Annotated in this window: 18 protein-coding genes; all 18 read right to left on the minus strand. The window is 69.0% G+C overall.

Annotated features, from left to right (window positions below):
• Positions 1-70: 70 nt before the first annotated feature.
• The 18 genes from RM844_RS27445 to RM844_RS27530 all read right to left on the minus strand — a co-directional run bounded on the left by RM844_RS27445 (position 71) and on the right by RM844_RS27530 (position 13638).
• Positions 71-1168, minus strand: coding sequence for a hypothetical protein (locus tag RM844_RS27445; RefSeq protein WP_311670099.1), 1098 nt, complete (start codon positions 1166-1168; stop codon positions 71-73).
• Between the two features lie 122 nt (positions 1169-1290).
• Positions 1291-1806, minus strand: coding sequence for a DUF4365 domain-containing protein (locus tag RM844_RS27450; RefSeq protein WP_311670100.1), 516 nt, complete (start codon positions 1804-1806; stop codon positions 1291-1293).
• 238 nt (positions 1807-2044) lie between these two features.
• Positions 2045-3496, minus strand: coding sequence for a tyrosine-type recombinase/integrase (locus RM844_RS27455; protein ID WP_311670101.1), 1452 nt, complete (start codon positions 3494-3496; stop codon positions 2045-2047).
• Positions 3493-3678, minus strand: coding sequence for a helix-turn-helix transcriptional regulator (locus tag RM844_RS27460; protein ID WP_311670102.1), 186 nt, complete (start codon positions 3676-3678; stop codon positions 3493-3495). The genes RM844_RS27455 and RM844_RS27460 overlap by 4 nt, the downstream gene beginning before the upstream one ends.
• 112 nt (positions 3679-3790) lie before the next feature.
• Positions 3791-4828, minus strand: a complete 1038-nt coding sequence (locus RM844_RS27465; RefSeq protein WP_311670103.1) for an AAA family ATPase — start codon at positions 4826-4828, stop codon at positions 3791-3793.
• Positions 4825-5718: a bifunctional DNA primase/polymerase gene (locus RM844_RS27470; protein WP_311670104.1), complete on the minus strand. Its 894-nt coding sequence runs from the start codon at positions 5716-5718 to the stop codon at positions 4825-4827. The genes RM844_RS27465 and RM844_RS27470 overlap by 4 nt, the downstream gene beginning before the upstream one ends.
• A 102-nt stretch (positions 5719-5820) precedes the next feature.
• Positions 5821-6024 (minus strand): hypothetical protein, encoded by a 204-nt coding sequence (locus tag RM844_RS27475; protein WP_311670105.1) that lies wholly within the window; start codon positions 6022-6024, stop codon positions 5821-5823.
• 9 nt (positions 6025-6033) lie between these two features.
• On the minus strand, positions 6034-6225 hold the full coding sequence (locus tag RM844_RS27480) for a hypothetical protein (RefSeq protein ID WP_311670106.1): 192 nt from the start codon (positions 6223-6225) through the stop codon (positions 6034-6036).
• 22 nt (positions 6226-6247) lie between these two features.
• The gene (locus tag RM844_RS27485; RefSeq protein WP_311670107.1) at positions 6248-6502 is read right to left on the minus strand and encodes a hypothetical protein; all 255 of its coding nucleotides are present in this window, start codon (positions 6500-6502) and stop codon (positions 6248-6250) included.
• 149 nt (positions 6503-6651) lie between these two features.
• The gene (locus tag RM844_RS27490) at positions 6652-8907 is read right to left on the minus strand and encodes a cell division protein FtsK (protein WP_311670108.1); all 2256 of its coding nucleotides are present in this window, start codon (positions 8905-8907) and stop codon (positions 6652-6654) included.
• 195 nt (positions 8908-9102) lie between these two features.
• Positions 9103-9438 (minus strand): hypothetical protein, encoded by a 336-nt coding sequence (locus tag RM844_RS27495; RefSeq protein ID WP_311670109.1) that lies wholly within the window; start codon positions 9436-9438, stop codon positions 9103-9105.
• Entirely contained in the window at positions 9435-10349 is a 915-nt protein-coding gene (locus RM844_RS27500) for a hypothetical protein (protein WP_311670110.1), read from the minus strand. Before RM844_RS27500 ends, RM844_RS27495 begins: the two co-directional genes overlap by 4 nt.
• Complete coding sequence (locus tag RM844_RS27505; RefSeq protein WP_311670111.1) at positions 10346-11338, minus strand: DUF2637 domain-containing protein; 993 nt, start codon at positions 11336-11338, stop codon at positions 10346-10348. The genes RM844_RS27500 and RM844_RS27505 overlap by 4 nt, the downstream gene beginning before the upstream one ends.
• Complete coding sequence (locus RM844_RS27510; protein ID WP_311670112.1) at positions 11335-11961, minus strand: GGDEF domain-containing protein; 627 nt, start codon at positions 11959-11961, stop codon at positions 11335-11337. Before RM844_RS27510 ends, RM844_RS27505 begins: the two co-directional genes overlap by 4 nt.
• Positions 11958-12269, minus strand: coding sequence for a hypothetical protein (locus RM844_RS27515; RefSeq protein ID WP_311670113.1), 312 nt, complete (start codon positions 12267-12269; stop codon positions 11958-11960). The genes RM844_RS27510 and RM844_RS27515 overlap by 4 nt, the downstream gene beginning before the upstream one ends.
• Before the next feature lie 71 nt (positions 12270-12340).
• Complete coding sequence (locus RM844_RS27520; protein ID WP_311670114.1) at positions 12341-12799, minus strand: Pycsar system effector family protein; 459 nt, start codon at positions 12797-12799, stop codon at positions 12341-12343.
• A complete protein-coding gene (locus RM844_RS27525) occupies positions 12799-13056 on the minus strand; it encodes a hypothetical protein (RefSeq protein WP_311670115.1) in 258 nt (85 codons plus the stop codon). Before RM844_RS27525 ends, RM844_RS27520 begins: the two co-directional genes overlap by 1 nt.
• Before the next feature lie 132 nt (positions 13057-13188).
• The gene (locus RM844_RS27530; protein WP_311670116.1) at positions 13189-13638 is read right to left on the minus strand and encodes a hypothetical protein; all 450 of its coding nucleotides are present in this window, start codon (positions 13636-13638) and stop codon (positions 13189-13191) included.
• Positions 13639-13812: the final 174 nt, after the last annotated feature.

The following is a 13812-nucleotide window of genomic DNA, read 5'->3' on the forward strand; positions in this document are numbered from 1 at the left end:
CCACCACCTACGGGCCAGTCACGGGCCAGTCCTTGGCCCCTCGCGCGGAACGGGCGGCGACTGGCATGCGTCAGGCTCCGGCAGCCCCCTCAGCTCCATCGGCGTCCTCTCGCAACGCGACAGCAATCTCTGGGGGCTCCAGCACTTCATCCAGGGTCATGGTCGAGGGGTCAGGGCCGAAGGCGCTAACGTCCATGGTCGCCTGCCGCCCCGAGGGCATGTGAAGGATGCCCCGCACGAAGACCGGCCGTCTCTCAGCCATATAGCGCGAGGCTAGGCCAAAAACTGGCCAATCCAAATCAAACTTAACAGTCCGCACACGCCCACCGATTGAAGCCTGCACGACGACACGACCGTTCCCCTCATTCAACAGCGCAGAACAACTGGTGACGATCCCGAAGATCACCTGCTCTTCGATACGCTCAGATGACCTTAGCGTCGAAGCGATTTCCCCAACGACACGAACAGCTTCTTTTGGGAACACCGACCTGTCAGTCAGCAATCTCGGGGGAGTCGCCGCCGGAGCCCATTGGAAGCGGATGTCATAGCTGTCGACCTGGCCGGTCATTAGCACCTGGGATACCGCGTCACAAAGCTCACGGGAGACACCTTCCGCTACTGCGTCGTGCACGTCTGCCGTACTGGGCAAACGATCACGAGTGACCGCCATCTGCTCCAAGACATCCAGGGCATGAGCCATTGTCGTTGCCACTCTACGGTCGAAACGAGCTTCTTCAACCGCCAGGTTGAGCTTGGGCTGATCATCGAGGCCGTCACTGTCTGACTGCACGTCGGAAGATCGCGCCCGAGAGATGATCGGAATGATATAGGAGCCGTGCATGGTATGCCCAAGCCTGACTTGCCGAGCATGCCGAATCGCCCTTTTAGGCATGTTGCGCCCAAAGTTCCCTTGCCGCATAAGAGTGGAAGCAGCCGAGGCAGTTACGAGGCGCTTAGCCGAATCGAAAAGTGCGATTCCAGCCTGGAGGGGGATGGTATCGTCGATCTCTCCTTCACTTACAGCTCTCAGTTTAGTGATATCTAAGAACTGGCGAGCCATGTCTTCGCGAACCTGATCGGGACTTCTCCCTTCGATGCGGGCAAGCTCCTGCGTAAGTCCTCGCATCATCCGCGGATAGTCAGGCGCCGACTCGACCTTGGGCACCATGACGCGCAGCGAACTCTCAGCATCAGATTCCCAAATCTCAGCCAGCGGCCCTTGCACAGCTGGTCTCCAGGCGGCACGCGCCAGGTAGCTCGCGGCGTCCTCGAAGGCCACTCGTAGCGCCGTCACGCTACCGTCACCGCCTGCGCACCGAACATCAGCCTGTGCATCGCATGGGAAAACATCTCTTCAAACCCGGGCAGGTCGATGCGCTGATGCAACGGAAGATGTATGGCCTTGGTGGCCTTATTCTCAACAGAGGGCGCATCCTGCAATTTGGCCCAGTAGCCAGAGCATCTCATAGTCAGCTCATGCTCGTCATGAATCATCCACTGCTCGATGTCACGCGGCACGATCACAAGCCCCAAAAAACCGACAGAAGTCCGTGTGGGCGCCCTCAGTTTGTCATAGGTGGGTATGTCCAAATCGTAGGAATAGGCGGCCCCCTGGGCAGCCATCTTCGGGCTATAAGTGCATTTCATCTGAAGCTCAAACGTCAACCCATCAGAGCGCCTGACTGACAGATCAACGCCGTCCTTATCAACCTCCCACCGCCCCAGGGTGTAGCCACCCCTAGTGGCCAAAGCCGCAACATACGCAAGGCTCACCTGCTCCTGTTGCCAACTGTCGGCGACGTCCACGGACCCCCCTCCGTCACAGAGAGACACAAGGTACCGCCTTCGCGTCACCACTTCTAGAGCGCCTCGATCATGTCCACACCGTCCCGGGAACGCGAGAGATCGGCCCTGCCAACGACCGTGGGGCTGTCTGGGCAGCTAGGGGCCTGGTCGAGCGGTTGGGAGGAGGCAGAAGCCAGCGTTCTGTCTTCCACCTCCTCACGGCATTACCAACCCGGATTTGGCTTAGAGCGCTTCACCTCTACGCCGTATCGCCTTCGTCTTCCAGAGCCTTGGTGATCTTCGCGTTGGCCGCCTCCTCGTGGCCGTCCACACACCCGTGGTACCTCCGGTGGATGACCTCAGGGGAGTTGCCGACCCGGCGGGCCACCTCGGCGATGGGCACCCCCGCGTTCAACCACCGCGTGATACAGGCGTGCCGCAGGTCATACGGCCGGCCCGCCAACGGCGAGTCCACCCGCTCCGGTGGAAGCGCCAGCGCCCGCGCCTCCTCCCACACCCGCCAGTAGGTCGAGCTGCCCACCAGATCGCCCCGCTCATTGGCGAACAGGCGACCGCCCTTCGCGGTCCCGAACGTCCTCAGGTGGTCCCGAAGGATCGCCACCAGCACGGGCGGGATGGGCACCGGCCGGTCGGAGGACGCTGCACGAGCCTTGAGCCCGCGCTTGTCGTGCCGCTCCCCCGAGTCCGTCCACTGCTTCCCCGATACCGGCCGCGTCTCCCGAAGCGTCAACGTGCCCCAGAGGGCCGCCTCACCGTCTTCCGCCGGCTCCGGCAACTCGCAGTCGGCGAACCGCAGTCCCACTGCCTCAGCGGGCCGCAGAGCGGCGTAGTACATCACCGCATAGAAGGCGACCAGCCGCCGGCCGCGCGCCCGGTGCCACGACCCCACATAGGAGACCGCGGCGAGGAGTTGGCGCCCTTGGACGGCGTTCACGAGGACCCGGCGGTCCACCTCGCCGAAGAAGCCTTTCCTCCCGCCCTGGAGAGAGCGCAAGGGGTTCTTGGTGATGATCCCTCCAGCCGCAGCGAAGTCCAGCGCCGTGTTCACCGTGCGCCGCCGACGACGGTAGGTCTCGCCAGCACTGGGCTTGCCGTCCAGACGGAAGGCAAGCCGGTACTCCACGGCCCTGAGAACGGCGGGATCGTTCTCGATGTCAGCCACCGGCCGGGTTGATGAGGCCAGCGCCTTGTAGGCGGCTTTGAGCTTCTCCGGAACCGGCTCACTCTGGTGGGCAGGCACCACCGACCAGCGTGCGGCCCTACGCAAGTCGCGCGCCACGATGTCTTTCGCGGCGCCTTCCTTCAGCAGAGCGAGGGTGACGGCCGCCAGGCTGTCGGCCATTCCCTCTCGGGTCTTGGCTGCAACAGCGGGCCAGCGAGCCGCAACATAGTCCCGACAGAACGCAAACCACGAAACGGGAGGCTCCTCCTCCCGCTCCGACTCCTCAGCCGCTCTGAACTCCGATTCCGGGAGACCAGTCTCGACGTGGAAGGCTTCACCACGCTGCATCGCCCGCCAGAGTTCGGACCGCCGGCTGTCCGCCAATGGCTTGGTGGCGAAGGAGAGCCCGTGTTCACGCCCGCCCACGATCCAGCGAAGGCGGAACGGGCGATTCTTGCGCTTCCTCGTAGTGATATCCCAGATGCGGACATTGAGCGAGAACTCACGACGAGATTGGATTTCCGTCATTCGGTCTCCTCCCGCGAGGAGAGCCAGCGCAGGTATTCCGACATCCGAATGCGAACGCTTCCGTTCGGCAGCTTGATGGCTCGCGGCCCTTTCTTGCACTGGCGCCACCGGTAGAAGGTGGACTCCGGCACCCCGAGGTCGGCGAGCACCTCGGGGATGGTCAACAGCTTGTCCCCCGTCATGCGTTGGTCTCCCCGCTGAGGCGAGACAGCCGGGACAGGGGTGTCCCGGACGCGTCCCGCACGTTTCCGCTGGTCAGATCGTGTCCCGGGACACCGGGACAGCCGGGACAGTTCATGCCTGCCCCCCGCTGTCCCGGTCGCCGGGCACCCGGTAGGCGCCGGCGGTGTCCCGGATGAGCTGCACGTCGTCGGCCATCCGGGCGCAGGTCTTCCGGACCAGGCCGACTTCCAGGTCGGTGGCTGCCGCGATGTCCTTGGGCCGGGCCCCGGGGTTCGCGCGGACGAAACGCAGGATCGCGGCCCGGGTGTCGTGCACCGTGTGTTCGGCGACGGGCCCGTCGAGGAGCTGCCACGCCCCGGCAGCGGCGTGGAACTGCAAGGCGTACTCGGCCTCGTCCACATCCCGACCGGTGACGTGCAGCACGCCGTCCGCCTGCCCCCGGGACCGCTTCAGCACCAACGTCGCATCGGCGGCACCGGCCAGTCCGTTGGTGCCGGAGACCTCGGTCAGGAAGTCGTCGCTGCCAGCCTTGCGGACGTGGTGGACCAGCACGACGGCCACGCCGTAGTGGTCGGCGAGGCGCTTGGCGTGGCCTACGGCCGCGTAGTCGGCGTCGTAGGCGGACGACCCCGGCGCGGACACCCCGCGCATCTTGGCGAAGACGTCGATGACGACCATGCGCGCGGTCGGGTTCCGCTCCAACCACTGCGCGATGGCCTCTCCCCCGCCCTGCGGCAGGGGCGGACAGGTGGTCGCCAACGTCAGTCCGGGCGGCGCCGGTTGGCCGCCCAGGATCTTCCCCATCCGGGTCTTGAGGCGGCGCGGGGTGTCCTCCAGAGCGAGGTAGAGCACCGGCCCGCCCTCAACGGCGATGCTGTCCATGGCCTGGCCGCCGGCCGCCACCGACAGCCCGAGCCCCAGGCTGAGCCAGGACTTGCCCACCTTGGGCGGACCAGCCAGCAGGTTGACGCCCTCGGAGAGGATGCCGGGGACCGCCCACTTCGGCTCGGGGAACTCGGTGCGCATCAACTCGTCCGCCGTCCAGGCGGTCCGGATACGCTGCTGGGCCGGCTCGATGGCGTGGGCTTCCACCCCGCCGGGAACGGCCCGCAGATGGGGCCAGGACGCGTCGTTCGCGGGGTGCGTCACGCGGCCACCCCCACCGTGCGGGGCCGGCGGGCACCGGCACGCAGACCCGAAGCGATGGTCTTCGGGATCTCCCGGGGCCGCTGGCCAACGCCGGCCGCCACCTCGGTCAGCCGCTCGATCACCTCGGACTCAGTCAACTCCCCGCCGGCAACGAGCTGCCCGAGGGCCACGGCCGCCCGGTACAGGTCCTGGTTGTGCTCGTCCGGCGCGGAGTTGGCCACCCTGGCCAGTTCGGCGTTCACCGCCGCGGTGACGTAGCGGCTGTGCCGGTCATCGCCCCGAACCGGCACCATCACCGGCCGCTGGGGCGGCAGGAGCGGCGGGGTGAGCAGGGTGAGCAGCCAGCCGGGCAACGGCGCGGGCTCCGCGTCGTACGCCACCACGTACGGCTTACCCCGTACGACACTGCCGGGACCGACCACGTACCCGCCGGCCGCCCGGGTGTCGATCTTCCAACCCAGCTTCCCCGAGGTGTTCCTCAGCTCCACATCGGCGGGGGCGGCGAAGTAGAGGTGCTGGCCGCCCCGGCCGGTGCGAACGGTGAAGGTATCGGCGGGCAGTGGCTCGTTGCTCTGCTCGCAGAGCAGAGCGAACGCGTCCAGTCCGTCGTTGACACCCTGGTGTGCCCAGTCGGCCGGCGGCCGGTCGTCCGGGTTCTTGGGGGTGTCCAGGTCGATCACGACCAACCGGGAAGGGCCACAGGCAACGCCGATGTTGTAGGCGCCGGCCGCCCAGCATCGAGCGATGCGCGCCCGGTCAGCGGTGGCCCGCTCCTCCCAGCGGGAGACAGCGGGGCGCTTGTCGCCGGGCACCAACGGGAAGATCTGCCAGCCGCGTTCCGCGCTGGTGTGCGCGGCGAAGGGCGGCGCGGAGAGTCCGCGATGTGTCACGATGGGTTCTTCCGTTCTCTCGTAGAGCGGGTAGGGCCCGGCAGGGGCCGACTTTTGCGAGGAGAGCCCCTGCCGGGTTTTTTGCTGGCCGGATGGCCGCTGTCAGGTCGTCCGGTTGAGCGTCGAGACGAGTGCGGCCACGTTGCCGCCGAGGGCCGTCAAGCGCTGCTCGATCGCTTGCCAGGACTCCGGGTCGATGGCCATGAGGGCGGCGACGGCGGTGGCCGTGTCGCCGCGCTGGTGTGCTTCCAGTGCGGTGCGGAGTTCGCCGGCCGCCATGAGGCTGATGCGCGAGGGGTGGGTCACGGCGGGCCCCTATCCGATGTCGCCGATGGCGTCGGTGAGCGAAGCCACGGTGTCGTTGATGTTGTCGGCCATGTCGGTGTCGGCGAGGTAGAAGCCGAGCAGCAGGCAGGCGACGGCGGCGCCGATGCCCACCGCCCGGAACTTCAGCAGCGCGGCGACCAGCACCGCGAAGACCAGGGCCAGGGAGACGGTCACGGTCATGTGCGGCTCCTCCTTCGTGGGGTCAGCGGGTGCCGTTGCGGTAGGTACGGCGCCAGGCGTTGTGCGCCCGGCGGCCGATGCGAAGCCGGAGCCCGGACGCCTGGCAGCGGCGGCAGTCGTTGCCGCGGCGGTGCTTGGTGGCCCCGGTGATGGTGGTCTTGGTGATGAGTTGGTGTCCCAGTCCGTCGCACTTGCGGCAGCGCCCGAACGGGGAGGCGACACACAGCAGGATGTAACAGAGTGTGATGGCGAGCAGGAAGGCGCTAGCAGCGAGCATGGGGTCTCCGGATGCTCTCAGGGGCGGGTTGTGGGGTGTTCTCGCTGGTCAGCGCTAGGGGCTAGCGTGCTGGCCAATGGCGGTTTGGGGCGCTAGGGGGGCCGCTAGACCTAGCGGGGGTGTCCGCTAGGTCTAGCGACCGTGATGGGTCAGGCCGCGCCGGCCTGACCGTCACTCTCCGTGTCAGCAGCGGCGAGGATGGCGGCGCGCTTGATGCCGCGCCGGTTGGCGCCCTTGCCCGCGTCGGTGGTGCCCCAGACCTGTCCGGTGCTGACCCCGTGGGGCTTGAGCGCGGCCGTCAACTGCTCCGCCCCCCAGCCCTGGTAGACCTCGGGTCGCAGGTTGGCCAGGCGGGCCACGATGACCTCGTTCCACGCCTTGTCCTCGGGCATCACGGCCAGGATGTCGGCCAGCAGGTCGTACCCCGACCCGGCGGTCTCCGACTCGACCGCTTCCCCCGCGGCATGGCCGGTGAGGGTGCCAGCCAGCATCCGGGCGGCGCGGGCCCGCAGGGCGATGGTGTCGGCGGTCGGGGCGTCGGCGAAGACACCCCGCACGATCCGGGCGTCCGCCCCCTCACCCACGAAGTAGCAGATGCCCTTGTCCGCCCACGCGAACATGGTGGCCCTGATGCCCCGCTTGTAGGCGGACGTGCCCAGCACCATGTCGTTCTCGACCTGGGACATGACCTTCAGGCACCAGCGGGCCCCGGCGTTCGCGGAGATGCCGGTGGGCAGCGACTTGGCGTCCGGCCGCTGAGTGGCCAGCAACAGCACGATCCCGGTAGCCGGGCCGCGCTTCACCAGGTCGGTGCAGATCTCCTCGAACTCCCCGCCGTACTTGGCGTGCTCGAAGAGAACCTGGCACTCGTCCACCCCGATCACGATCGGGTGGAGCCCCAACTCCTTCTTGTCCGCCAGCTCGGAGGTGACCTTCGACTCCGGGCACAGGTCCCGGGGCAAGCCGCGGATCACCTTCGTGCGGCGCCGCATCTCGGTGCGGACCTCGCGCAGCCCGTTGAGGATGTACTCGATGTCCTCATCCTCGTCCCCGGCCCGGTGCCGGTGGGAGACCCGATCCCCCACCGGGTCCAGGTCACCGGTCCCCTTCAGGTCGTAGGTGTGCAGCTCCGCACGCTGGTCCAACGCGGCGATCAGCAACAGCAGCCTGAGCAGGAACGTCTTGCCCATCCGGGGGATGGCGCCGATGATCCCGGCGATGTACATCAGCGTCAGCTCAACCCAGCGCCCGCGCTGGTCGGTTCCCCACGCGACGGGCTTGAACAGGTTGACGCTGCCGGTCTTGGCCAACGGCCAGGCGGGCTGCTTGGCCTTGGACATGTCCTGGTCCCCGACCCACATCACCAGGCGGCCGGTGTGCTCCTCCGGCACGGCCTCAGGCCACACGCAGCCCAGCGGGCGCCGCAGACCGGACGCCAGCCGCTCCCGCCGGTCGATCACGTCCGTGACCGTCACCCCGAACGGAAGGTCGCCCTCGGCCCGCCAGCCGGGGCCGTCCCGGGTGATCGGGGCCACGAACGCCAACCCGTCCCGGCCCTTGGCCTGAGCCTGGTTGATCGCCGGAATGCCCAGCGCGCCCAGGGCGCGCAGCACCATGTCCGAGGTCAGCTTGTCCGCCTTGGGGCGCTGCACCGCGCGGGTGATGACCGGCGCGTCGGCCGGCGCCCCGATCCACCCCAACGCGGCGACCAGCGCGCCGCCGGTCACCAGGTGCACCCAGGTCGGGGCCAGCACGTACAAGGCGATGGCCGCCCCCACACCGACGATCGAGGCGAGCACGAACAGCAGCGCCCGCAGCTTCACCCGGTGGTCACGCTGCCTGGACAGCCGGAAGTACTCCTGCGCGTTCGCCTCGGCCACCGCCCAGCGCCGCAGCGGCGCGCCCTCGGCATCGGCCAGCCAACGCCCCACCGCCCCCACGGTCTTGGCCGCGCCAGCCGGGGACCGCAGCGCGAGTTTCCCGGCGTAGAGCGGGGTCCGGACCGCGTGATACGCCGTGATGTGCCCGCTGTACCCGGCCAACCAGCGGGCCGACGCGGCCAGTTCGGCACGGGACCGCACCCACGCGGGCAGGATCGGCAACCGCCGAGCCCGCCGCGCGCCGTCCCAGAAGCCCGGCCCGTCCGGCCCCGGGGAATCGACCACCACCGTCTTCTCCGGATCGGCCGATTCGTCCTCGGCACGATCGGCCGATTCCGCACCCGATCCAGCCTGGGCACCATCGGCCGACTCGATCGGCCGATCCGCGCCGTCCGGTCGGGTCGCCGATCGGGCCTTGTCCAGGTCCACCAGATCGGCACCCGCGTCGGGCCCCGATCGGCTCGTCATGTCAGCTTCGAGTCGGGCGAACAGCTCCCGTTCGCGCTCGCTGTCGTCGTGGTTCACTGAAGACTTCCTCTTCTCACTGGTTGAGGAGTTGGGAGAGCCGGGGCCCGGCCCGGCAGGTCCGCCAAGACAGCGGGCCGGGCCCCGGGGTGTGCTCGATCGAGAATGCCGCCTTTCGGGTCGCCTAACTTTCCAGAAGTGTGAAAGTGGAGATTCACTGATTCGGCAGCGAGTTGATGTGGTCTGTGGTAGGTGCTAGACCTCGAAGAGTTCAGCCTGTCCGTCGCATTCCTCCTCGCGCGCCTGCCGATTGGCGGCGCGGCGGGCACCGTCGTGGCACTCCGGGCACCACGCCCACAGCTCCGCGTGCGGCAGCCGGGCGGCGTCCAACGCCGGCGCACTCGGATCGATCGGCGCGGCGATCAGCCGCACCGGCCCCCGGTGCTTGCTGGCGTACTTGTCGTGCTCCTTGGGGCAGCGCCCGGCACCCTTCTTGTGCGGGTTGCCGCACTCGCCCCGGCACTGGCACCGGAACCCGGCCGCGCGCATCACCCGAGCCCACAGGTCGGCGAAGACGATCGGCTCACTCACGCCGCCACCTCCGGCAGGGTGGCGTCGATGTCTTCGCCTCGGCAGGTCCATGGCGAGCAGCCCGTTGGGCCGTCGTCGCTGTCGGGGTCGATGAGGTCGAGAAGGGAGCCTTGGCGCTCCTTCCACTCCGCGCGGGTGACCTGATCGATCGGGGCTTGGTCCAGGGGGAGGCAGGAGCGATGCAGGTACGCGGTGCCCATCAGAGGGGAGCCGTTAGCGTTGCCTCGGGCACCTCCTTGACGTATGGCGTAGTCGAAGGCCACGGCGTCCGCCCACTCCTGGGGGCGTTCGTCGCGCATCTCGCGCCAGAACGCGTTGGAGTGGAACGGGCAGCCGACGCACGCCGACTTCGGGGTAGATGCCCAGCCCTGGCCGGCGAGGTAGCGCAGGCAGTCGACCCGAGACCAATCCATCTCCAGCAACGGGTGCCGGTTGACGGCGTACTTGATGCCCGAGTCCTTGGCCCGGGTGAACTCATCCCGGCTGATCCCCACCCACTGCTCAGCGAAGACCCCCGCCGGTACACGCCCGGCAGGGAAGCCGAGCAGGGCCCGCACCTGCGCCTTGATCGGCTCGATCTTGTACTCCTTCGTGCACTGCCGGCGAACCATGCCCTTGGTCCCGTCCGGGTTGCGCACGAACAGCGGCATCGAGGCGAACCGGTGAGTCGGATCCAGCGCATCCCGGCGAATATCCCCGGCCGTCACCCGATAGATCGGGATACCAGCCGGGACAGCCACCTCACGCTCAAGCAGTTCCAGATGCCGGTAGACCTCCGGCGGCTCCCAACCTGTATCCGAGAACACCGCCGCATCCAGCCCCGCAAGGCGCCCCTCAGCGGCCAACAAGAGCAGGGCGGTGGACTGCACACCGGCCCCCAGCGACAACACACGCAAAGTCGGCTCACTCACGCCGCCACCGCCTCGGACTCCACGCCGTTCGGCGCCTGCTGGCGCTCCGCGCGGAGCGTGTCCCGCAGAGCGCGGGCGCGGTCCGGGGCGATACGGAGGGTGGTGCGCAGCCGGTCAGCGGTCAACTGGCCAACCGCCCAGTCCGCCGTCTTCTCTCGTGCCTCGGCAACGAGTTCGGCATCCGACCGGCGGGCCGGCGCCTTCGCCTTGGCCGGCTTCCGGGTGCGCTTCGGCTTGGGCCTCTCGGGCTCCTTCTCCAGGGCAGCGGGGGGAACCGCGGGGACTTCCAGCAGCCCGCCCCGTTCACAGATGACGACCGGTGTGGGCTCCGCGTCCTCGGGTGCGAGTTCGCCCAGCTTGAGAAGCATCCTCTCCCGACGCGGGGCCTTGCGCCGCCACCCACGGCCGTAGGTCTCCCGCAGGTCGGCGCGCGCCAGCTGGCGTTCACGCTCCCGGCCAAGGGCCATGCGGTAGCTGGTGACCTCCCACAGCACCATGCGCCGCCACAGGGCGAAGGTGCTGAACGGGGCCAGGAACCAGCGGGAGCGGCGAACCCGTTCCATGCGCCGGCCGGTGACAGCGCCGATCCGCACGGCATAGACGTGGGCCACGATCTCGGAGAGCACGACCCACAGCAGCGGCATGGTGCCGTGCGCGACCTTCGCCGACAGCGAGCCGCCGGCCGCGATGTTCAGCCAGCACGTCACCAGGGTCAGCACCCATGGGACCGCACGCACCCAGGCAAGCCGCATGTCCATCCGGATCAGCAGCAGGTTGGCCAGCGTGAACGTCGGGATCGCGGCGTCGATACCGACCGGCAGTATCCACGGATGGGAGAAGCCCCAGCGCTCAGCGGCGGCCGACAGGGCGTCGAACGACGACACCAGCCCCAGTGCGCCGACCCCGGCTCCCACCACCACGGCCACGACCAACAGCCACTTCTCGGCGCGCCCCAACGGCGGCGGCGCGGTCACCGTCTCGGTGGTCATGACACGCCTCCCGTCCGGCCAGGACGGCGGCCGTTGGTGGTGGGCTGGTGCGGGGCGTCCAGGTCAGCGACTCGCCAACCGCCGCCGTCCCGCTTCGCGGCGTACATCGCTTCGTCGGCCCGCCGCAGCAGTACCGACAGCGAGCCGCCGGCCGGGGCGAACACCCCGCCCAGCGACGCACCGTGCGAGACGCTGCGCCCCTGATAGACGAACGGGGTGGTCAAGCACTCGTGCAGCCCGTTCAGCAGCCACGGCAGCGCGTGCGAGCCAGGCAGGGGGACCACGGCAACGAACTCGTCCCCACCCAGCCGACCCACCACGCCGCGGCCGTCCCCAATGGTCTCGGTCATCACGGTCCCGGCCACGCGGATCGCCTGATCACCGGTCGCGTGCCCCAGCCGGTCGTTGAGCTGCTTGAAGCCGTCAAGGTCAACGAAGATCACGGCCACCGACCGGCGAGCGACCAACCTGGCGGCGGCCGACTCGAACCCGGCCCGCGTCCGCAGACCCGTCAACGGGTCTCGCCGCGCCACCTCCAACCGCCGCCGCAGCCACATCGAGTGGGCCGACCAACCGGCCGCCACCGGCACGGCCGACGCCAGCGCGGGAATCAGGCTGCTCACTCGCCCCCACCTCCCTGCATGCTGCCAAGGGGCGCCAGCGCGGCGTGCGCGTCCGACAGGGCCACGCGCAGCAGCAAGGCGCACTCCTCGGACCACTCCACCGCCGCAGCAAGCTCCCGCAGCGTGGCCCGCAGCCGCTCGGGGCCCGCGTCGTGCCGCAGCCTGCCCGCCCGTTCCTCGCGCTGGATGAGGCCGTGTGCCTGGGCGATCGCCTGCGGCAAGCGGCCCGCCAGCGCTACGAGCTGACCCACCACCGCGTAGGCATCCCCGGGGAACTCGAACTCCGCGCTGGTCGGAGTCGGGTCCATCGTGAGGTGATTGAGCGCGCGGACCGCCTCAGCAGCCGTCTGCGCCTGCTGCGCGGCCGTCTGGCTGGCGTTCACAGGGCACCCCCCGCGGCGATAGCAGCGGCCACGACCAGCAGGGCGCCGCCGCACAGGGTCAGGTCGATCGCGCGACGGATGCGCCGGTACTTGGCCGTGGCCAGCCGGGACAACGCGGTGACGGCACCGGGGCGGTGGTCGGTCCCCAACTCACCGCGCAACTCGTCGGCGGTCAGGGTCGCCCAGTGCGGGAAAGTCCCCGGTACCGGCGAGGTGTTCGGCCGCACGTTCCACAGCAGCACCACCCCCGCCGCCAACAGGAACCCGACCCCGGCCAGACCGACCAGCCACGCGGCCACCGGCAGATGCATGGCGCCCCCGCCGACGGTCACCCCGGTCAGCAACAGGCCCAGGAAGGTGGTCAGGTTCGCGGCCTTGGCGTCCGTGCGGGCGATCTGGCCCTGAACCTCGCTCAGGGCCTCGGAGAGCGCCCCGTTGGTGTCGCGCTGGCTCATCACCGGCTCACCGCCCGGACGAACTCCGACTTGGCCAGGTAGCTCTCGATGGCCCGCGCGGTCAGCCTGGCCAGCGGGGCGGCCAAGCTGGGGTCCTCGGCCAGCATGTCGGCGGCGGCAGTCAGCCGGGCCGCGCGCTCCGCGTTGGTCTCGGTGTCGGGCCCGAGCCACAATTCCGGGTCCACTCCGAAGCCGAGCGCCAGCTCGACCAGTTCGTCATCAGTCGCGATCTTCTGATCGCCGATGAACTGCTTCATGTTGGTGTTCTCCAACCTCGATCTGAGACGGGTAGGCACGGGTGCGGCGGGTGACTTTTGCGAGGAGTCCCGCCGCCCCGTGGTGTATCGAGCCCGACCGCGGCGAAACGGTCGGACGGTCGGGGCTGCTGGTCAGGCCAGACGGCGAGCGGCCACCTGGCGCAGATGGGTGTGCGTCTCACGCGCACGCTGGCCAACCTGGTCGGTCTGGCTCAGCGGCGCGTCGCCGAGCGCCACGGCCGCGTTGCGCGCTTCCTGAGCGGCGGCCAGCAACTCGGGGTCGTCGGTCAGCAGGTGAAGCCGGTCAAGAGCGCCGGTGAGCCGAGTACGCGCCGCGTATCGGGCCTCACGGGCCTCACGGGTGTCGGGCACTCCGGCCCGCCGGTCACTGATCTTCAGGTACTGCTGCTCGCGGTGGCCGACGATCGCGCCCTGGAGTTCGACCAGGGCCTCAAGCAACGCGGCCCGCCGCTGACTCTCCCGCTGCCGGCGGTCGGCTCGGGAGCTGTTGAAGTGCTGGAGAAGGCCGGTGACGGTGGCACCGGCCAGGGTGCCGAGAACGGCGAGAAGCGTGGCGATCACCTGGGAATCACTCCTTGCTGTGTGGAAGCGGGTCTGCCGTGGCCGGTGGCCTGACAGTGGAGAGGGCGGGGAGGGAGTCGAACCCTCACCCCCGCAGGGGCCCACCACGGGCCGCCCTTGGGTTCTGCGTCCGCCGTGCCCTGTTCACCTCCTTCCGGGGGGCTTTGGCGGGAA

The sequence above is a fragment of the Streptomyces chisholmiae genome, from assembly GCF_031845445.1.
Taxonomy (GTDB): Bacteria; Actinomycetota; Actinomycetes; order Streptomycetales; family Streptomycetaceae; genus Streptomyces; species Streptomyces chisholmiae.

Excerpts from the sequence above, each read along its gene's own strand:
- RM844_RS27515 (WP_311670113.1), bottom strand. The coding sequence starts at position 12,269 with ATGGACCCGACTCCGACCAGCGCGGAGTTCGAGTTCCCCGGGGATGCC.
- RM844_RS27455 (WP_311670101.1), bottom strand. The coding sequence starts at position 3,496 with ATGACGGAAATCCAATCTCGTCGTGAGTTCTCGCTCAATGTCCGCATC.
- RM844_RS27505 (WP_311670111.1), bottom strand. The coding sequence starts at position 11,338 with ATGACCACCGAGACGGTGACCGCGCCGCCGCCGTTGGGGCGCGCCGAG.
- RM844_RS27445 (WP_311670099.1), bottom strand. The coding sequence starts at position 1,168 with ATGGTGCCCAAGGTCGAGTCGGCGCCTGACTATCCGCGGATGATGCGA.
- RM844_RS27480 (WP_311670106.1), bottom strand. The coding sequence starts at position 6,225 with ATGACCGTGACCGTCTCCCTGGCCCTGGTCTTCGCGGTGCTGGTCGCC.
- RM844_RS27525 (WP_311670115.1), bottom strand. The coding sequence starts at position 13,056 with ATGAAGCAGTTCATCGGCGATCAGAAGATCGCGACTGATGACGAACTG.
- RM844_RS27520 (WP_311670114.1), bottom strand. The coding sequence starts at position 12,799 with ATGAGCCAGCGCGACACCAACGGGGCGCTCTCCGAGGCCCTGAGCGAG.
- RM844_RS27485 (WP_311670107.1), bottom strand. The coding sequence starts at position 6,502 with ATGCTCGCTGCTAGCGCCTTCCTGCTCGCCATCACACTCTGTTACATC.
- RM844_RS27460 (WP_311670102.1), bottom strand. The coding sequence starts at position 3,678 with ATGACGGGGGACAAGCTGTTGACCATCCCCGAGGTGCTCGCCGACCTC.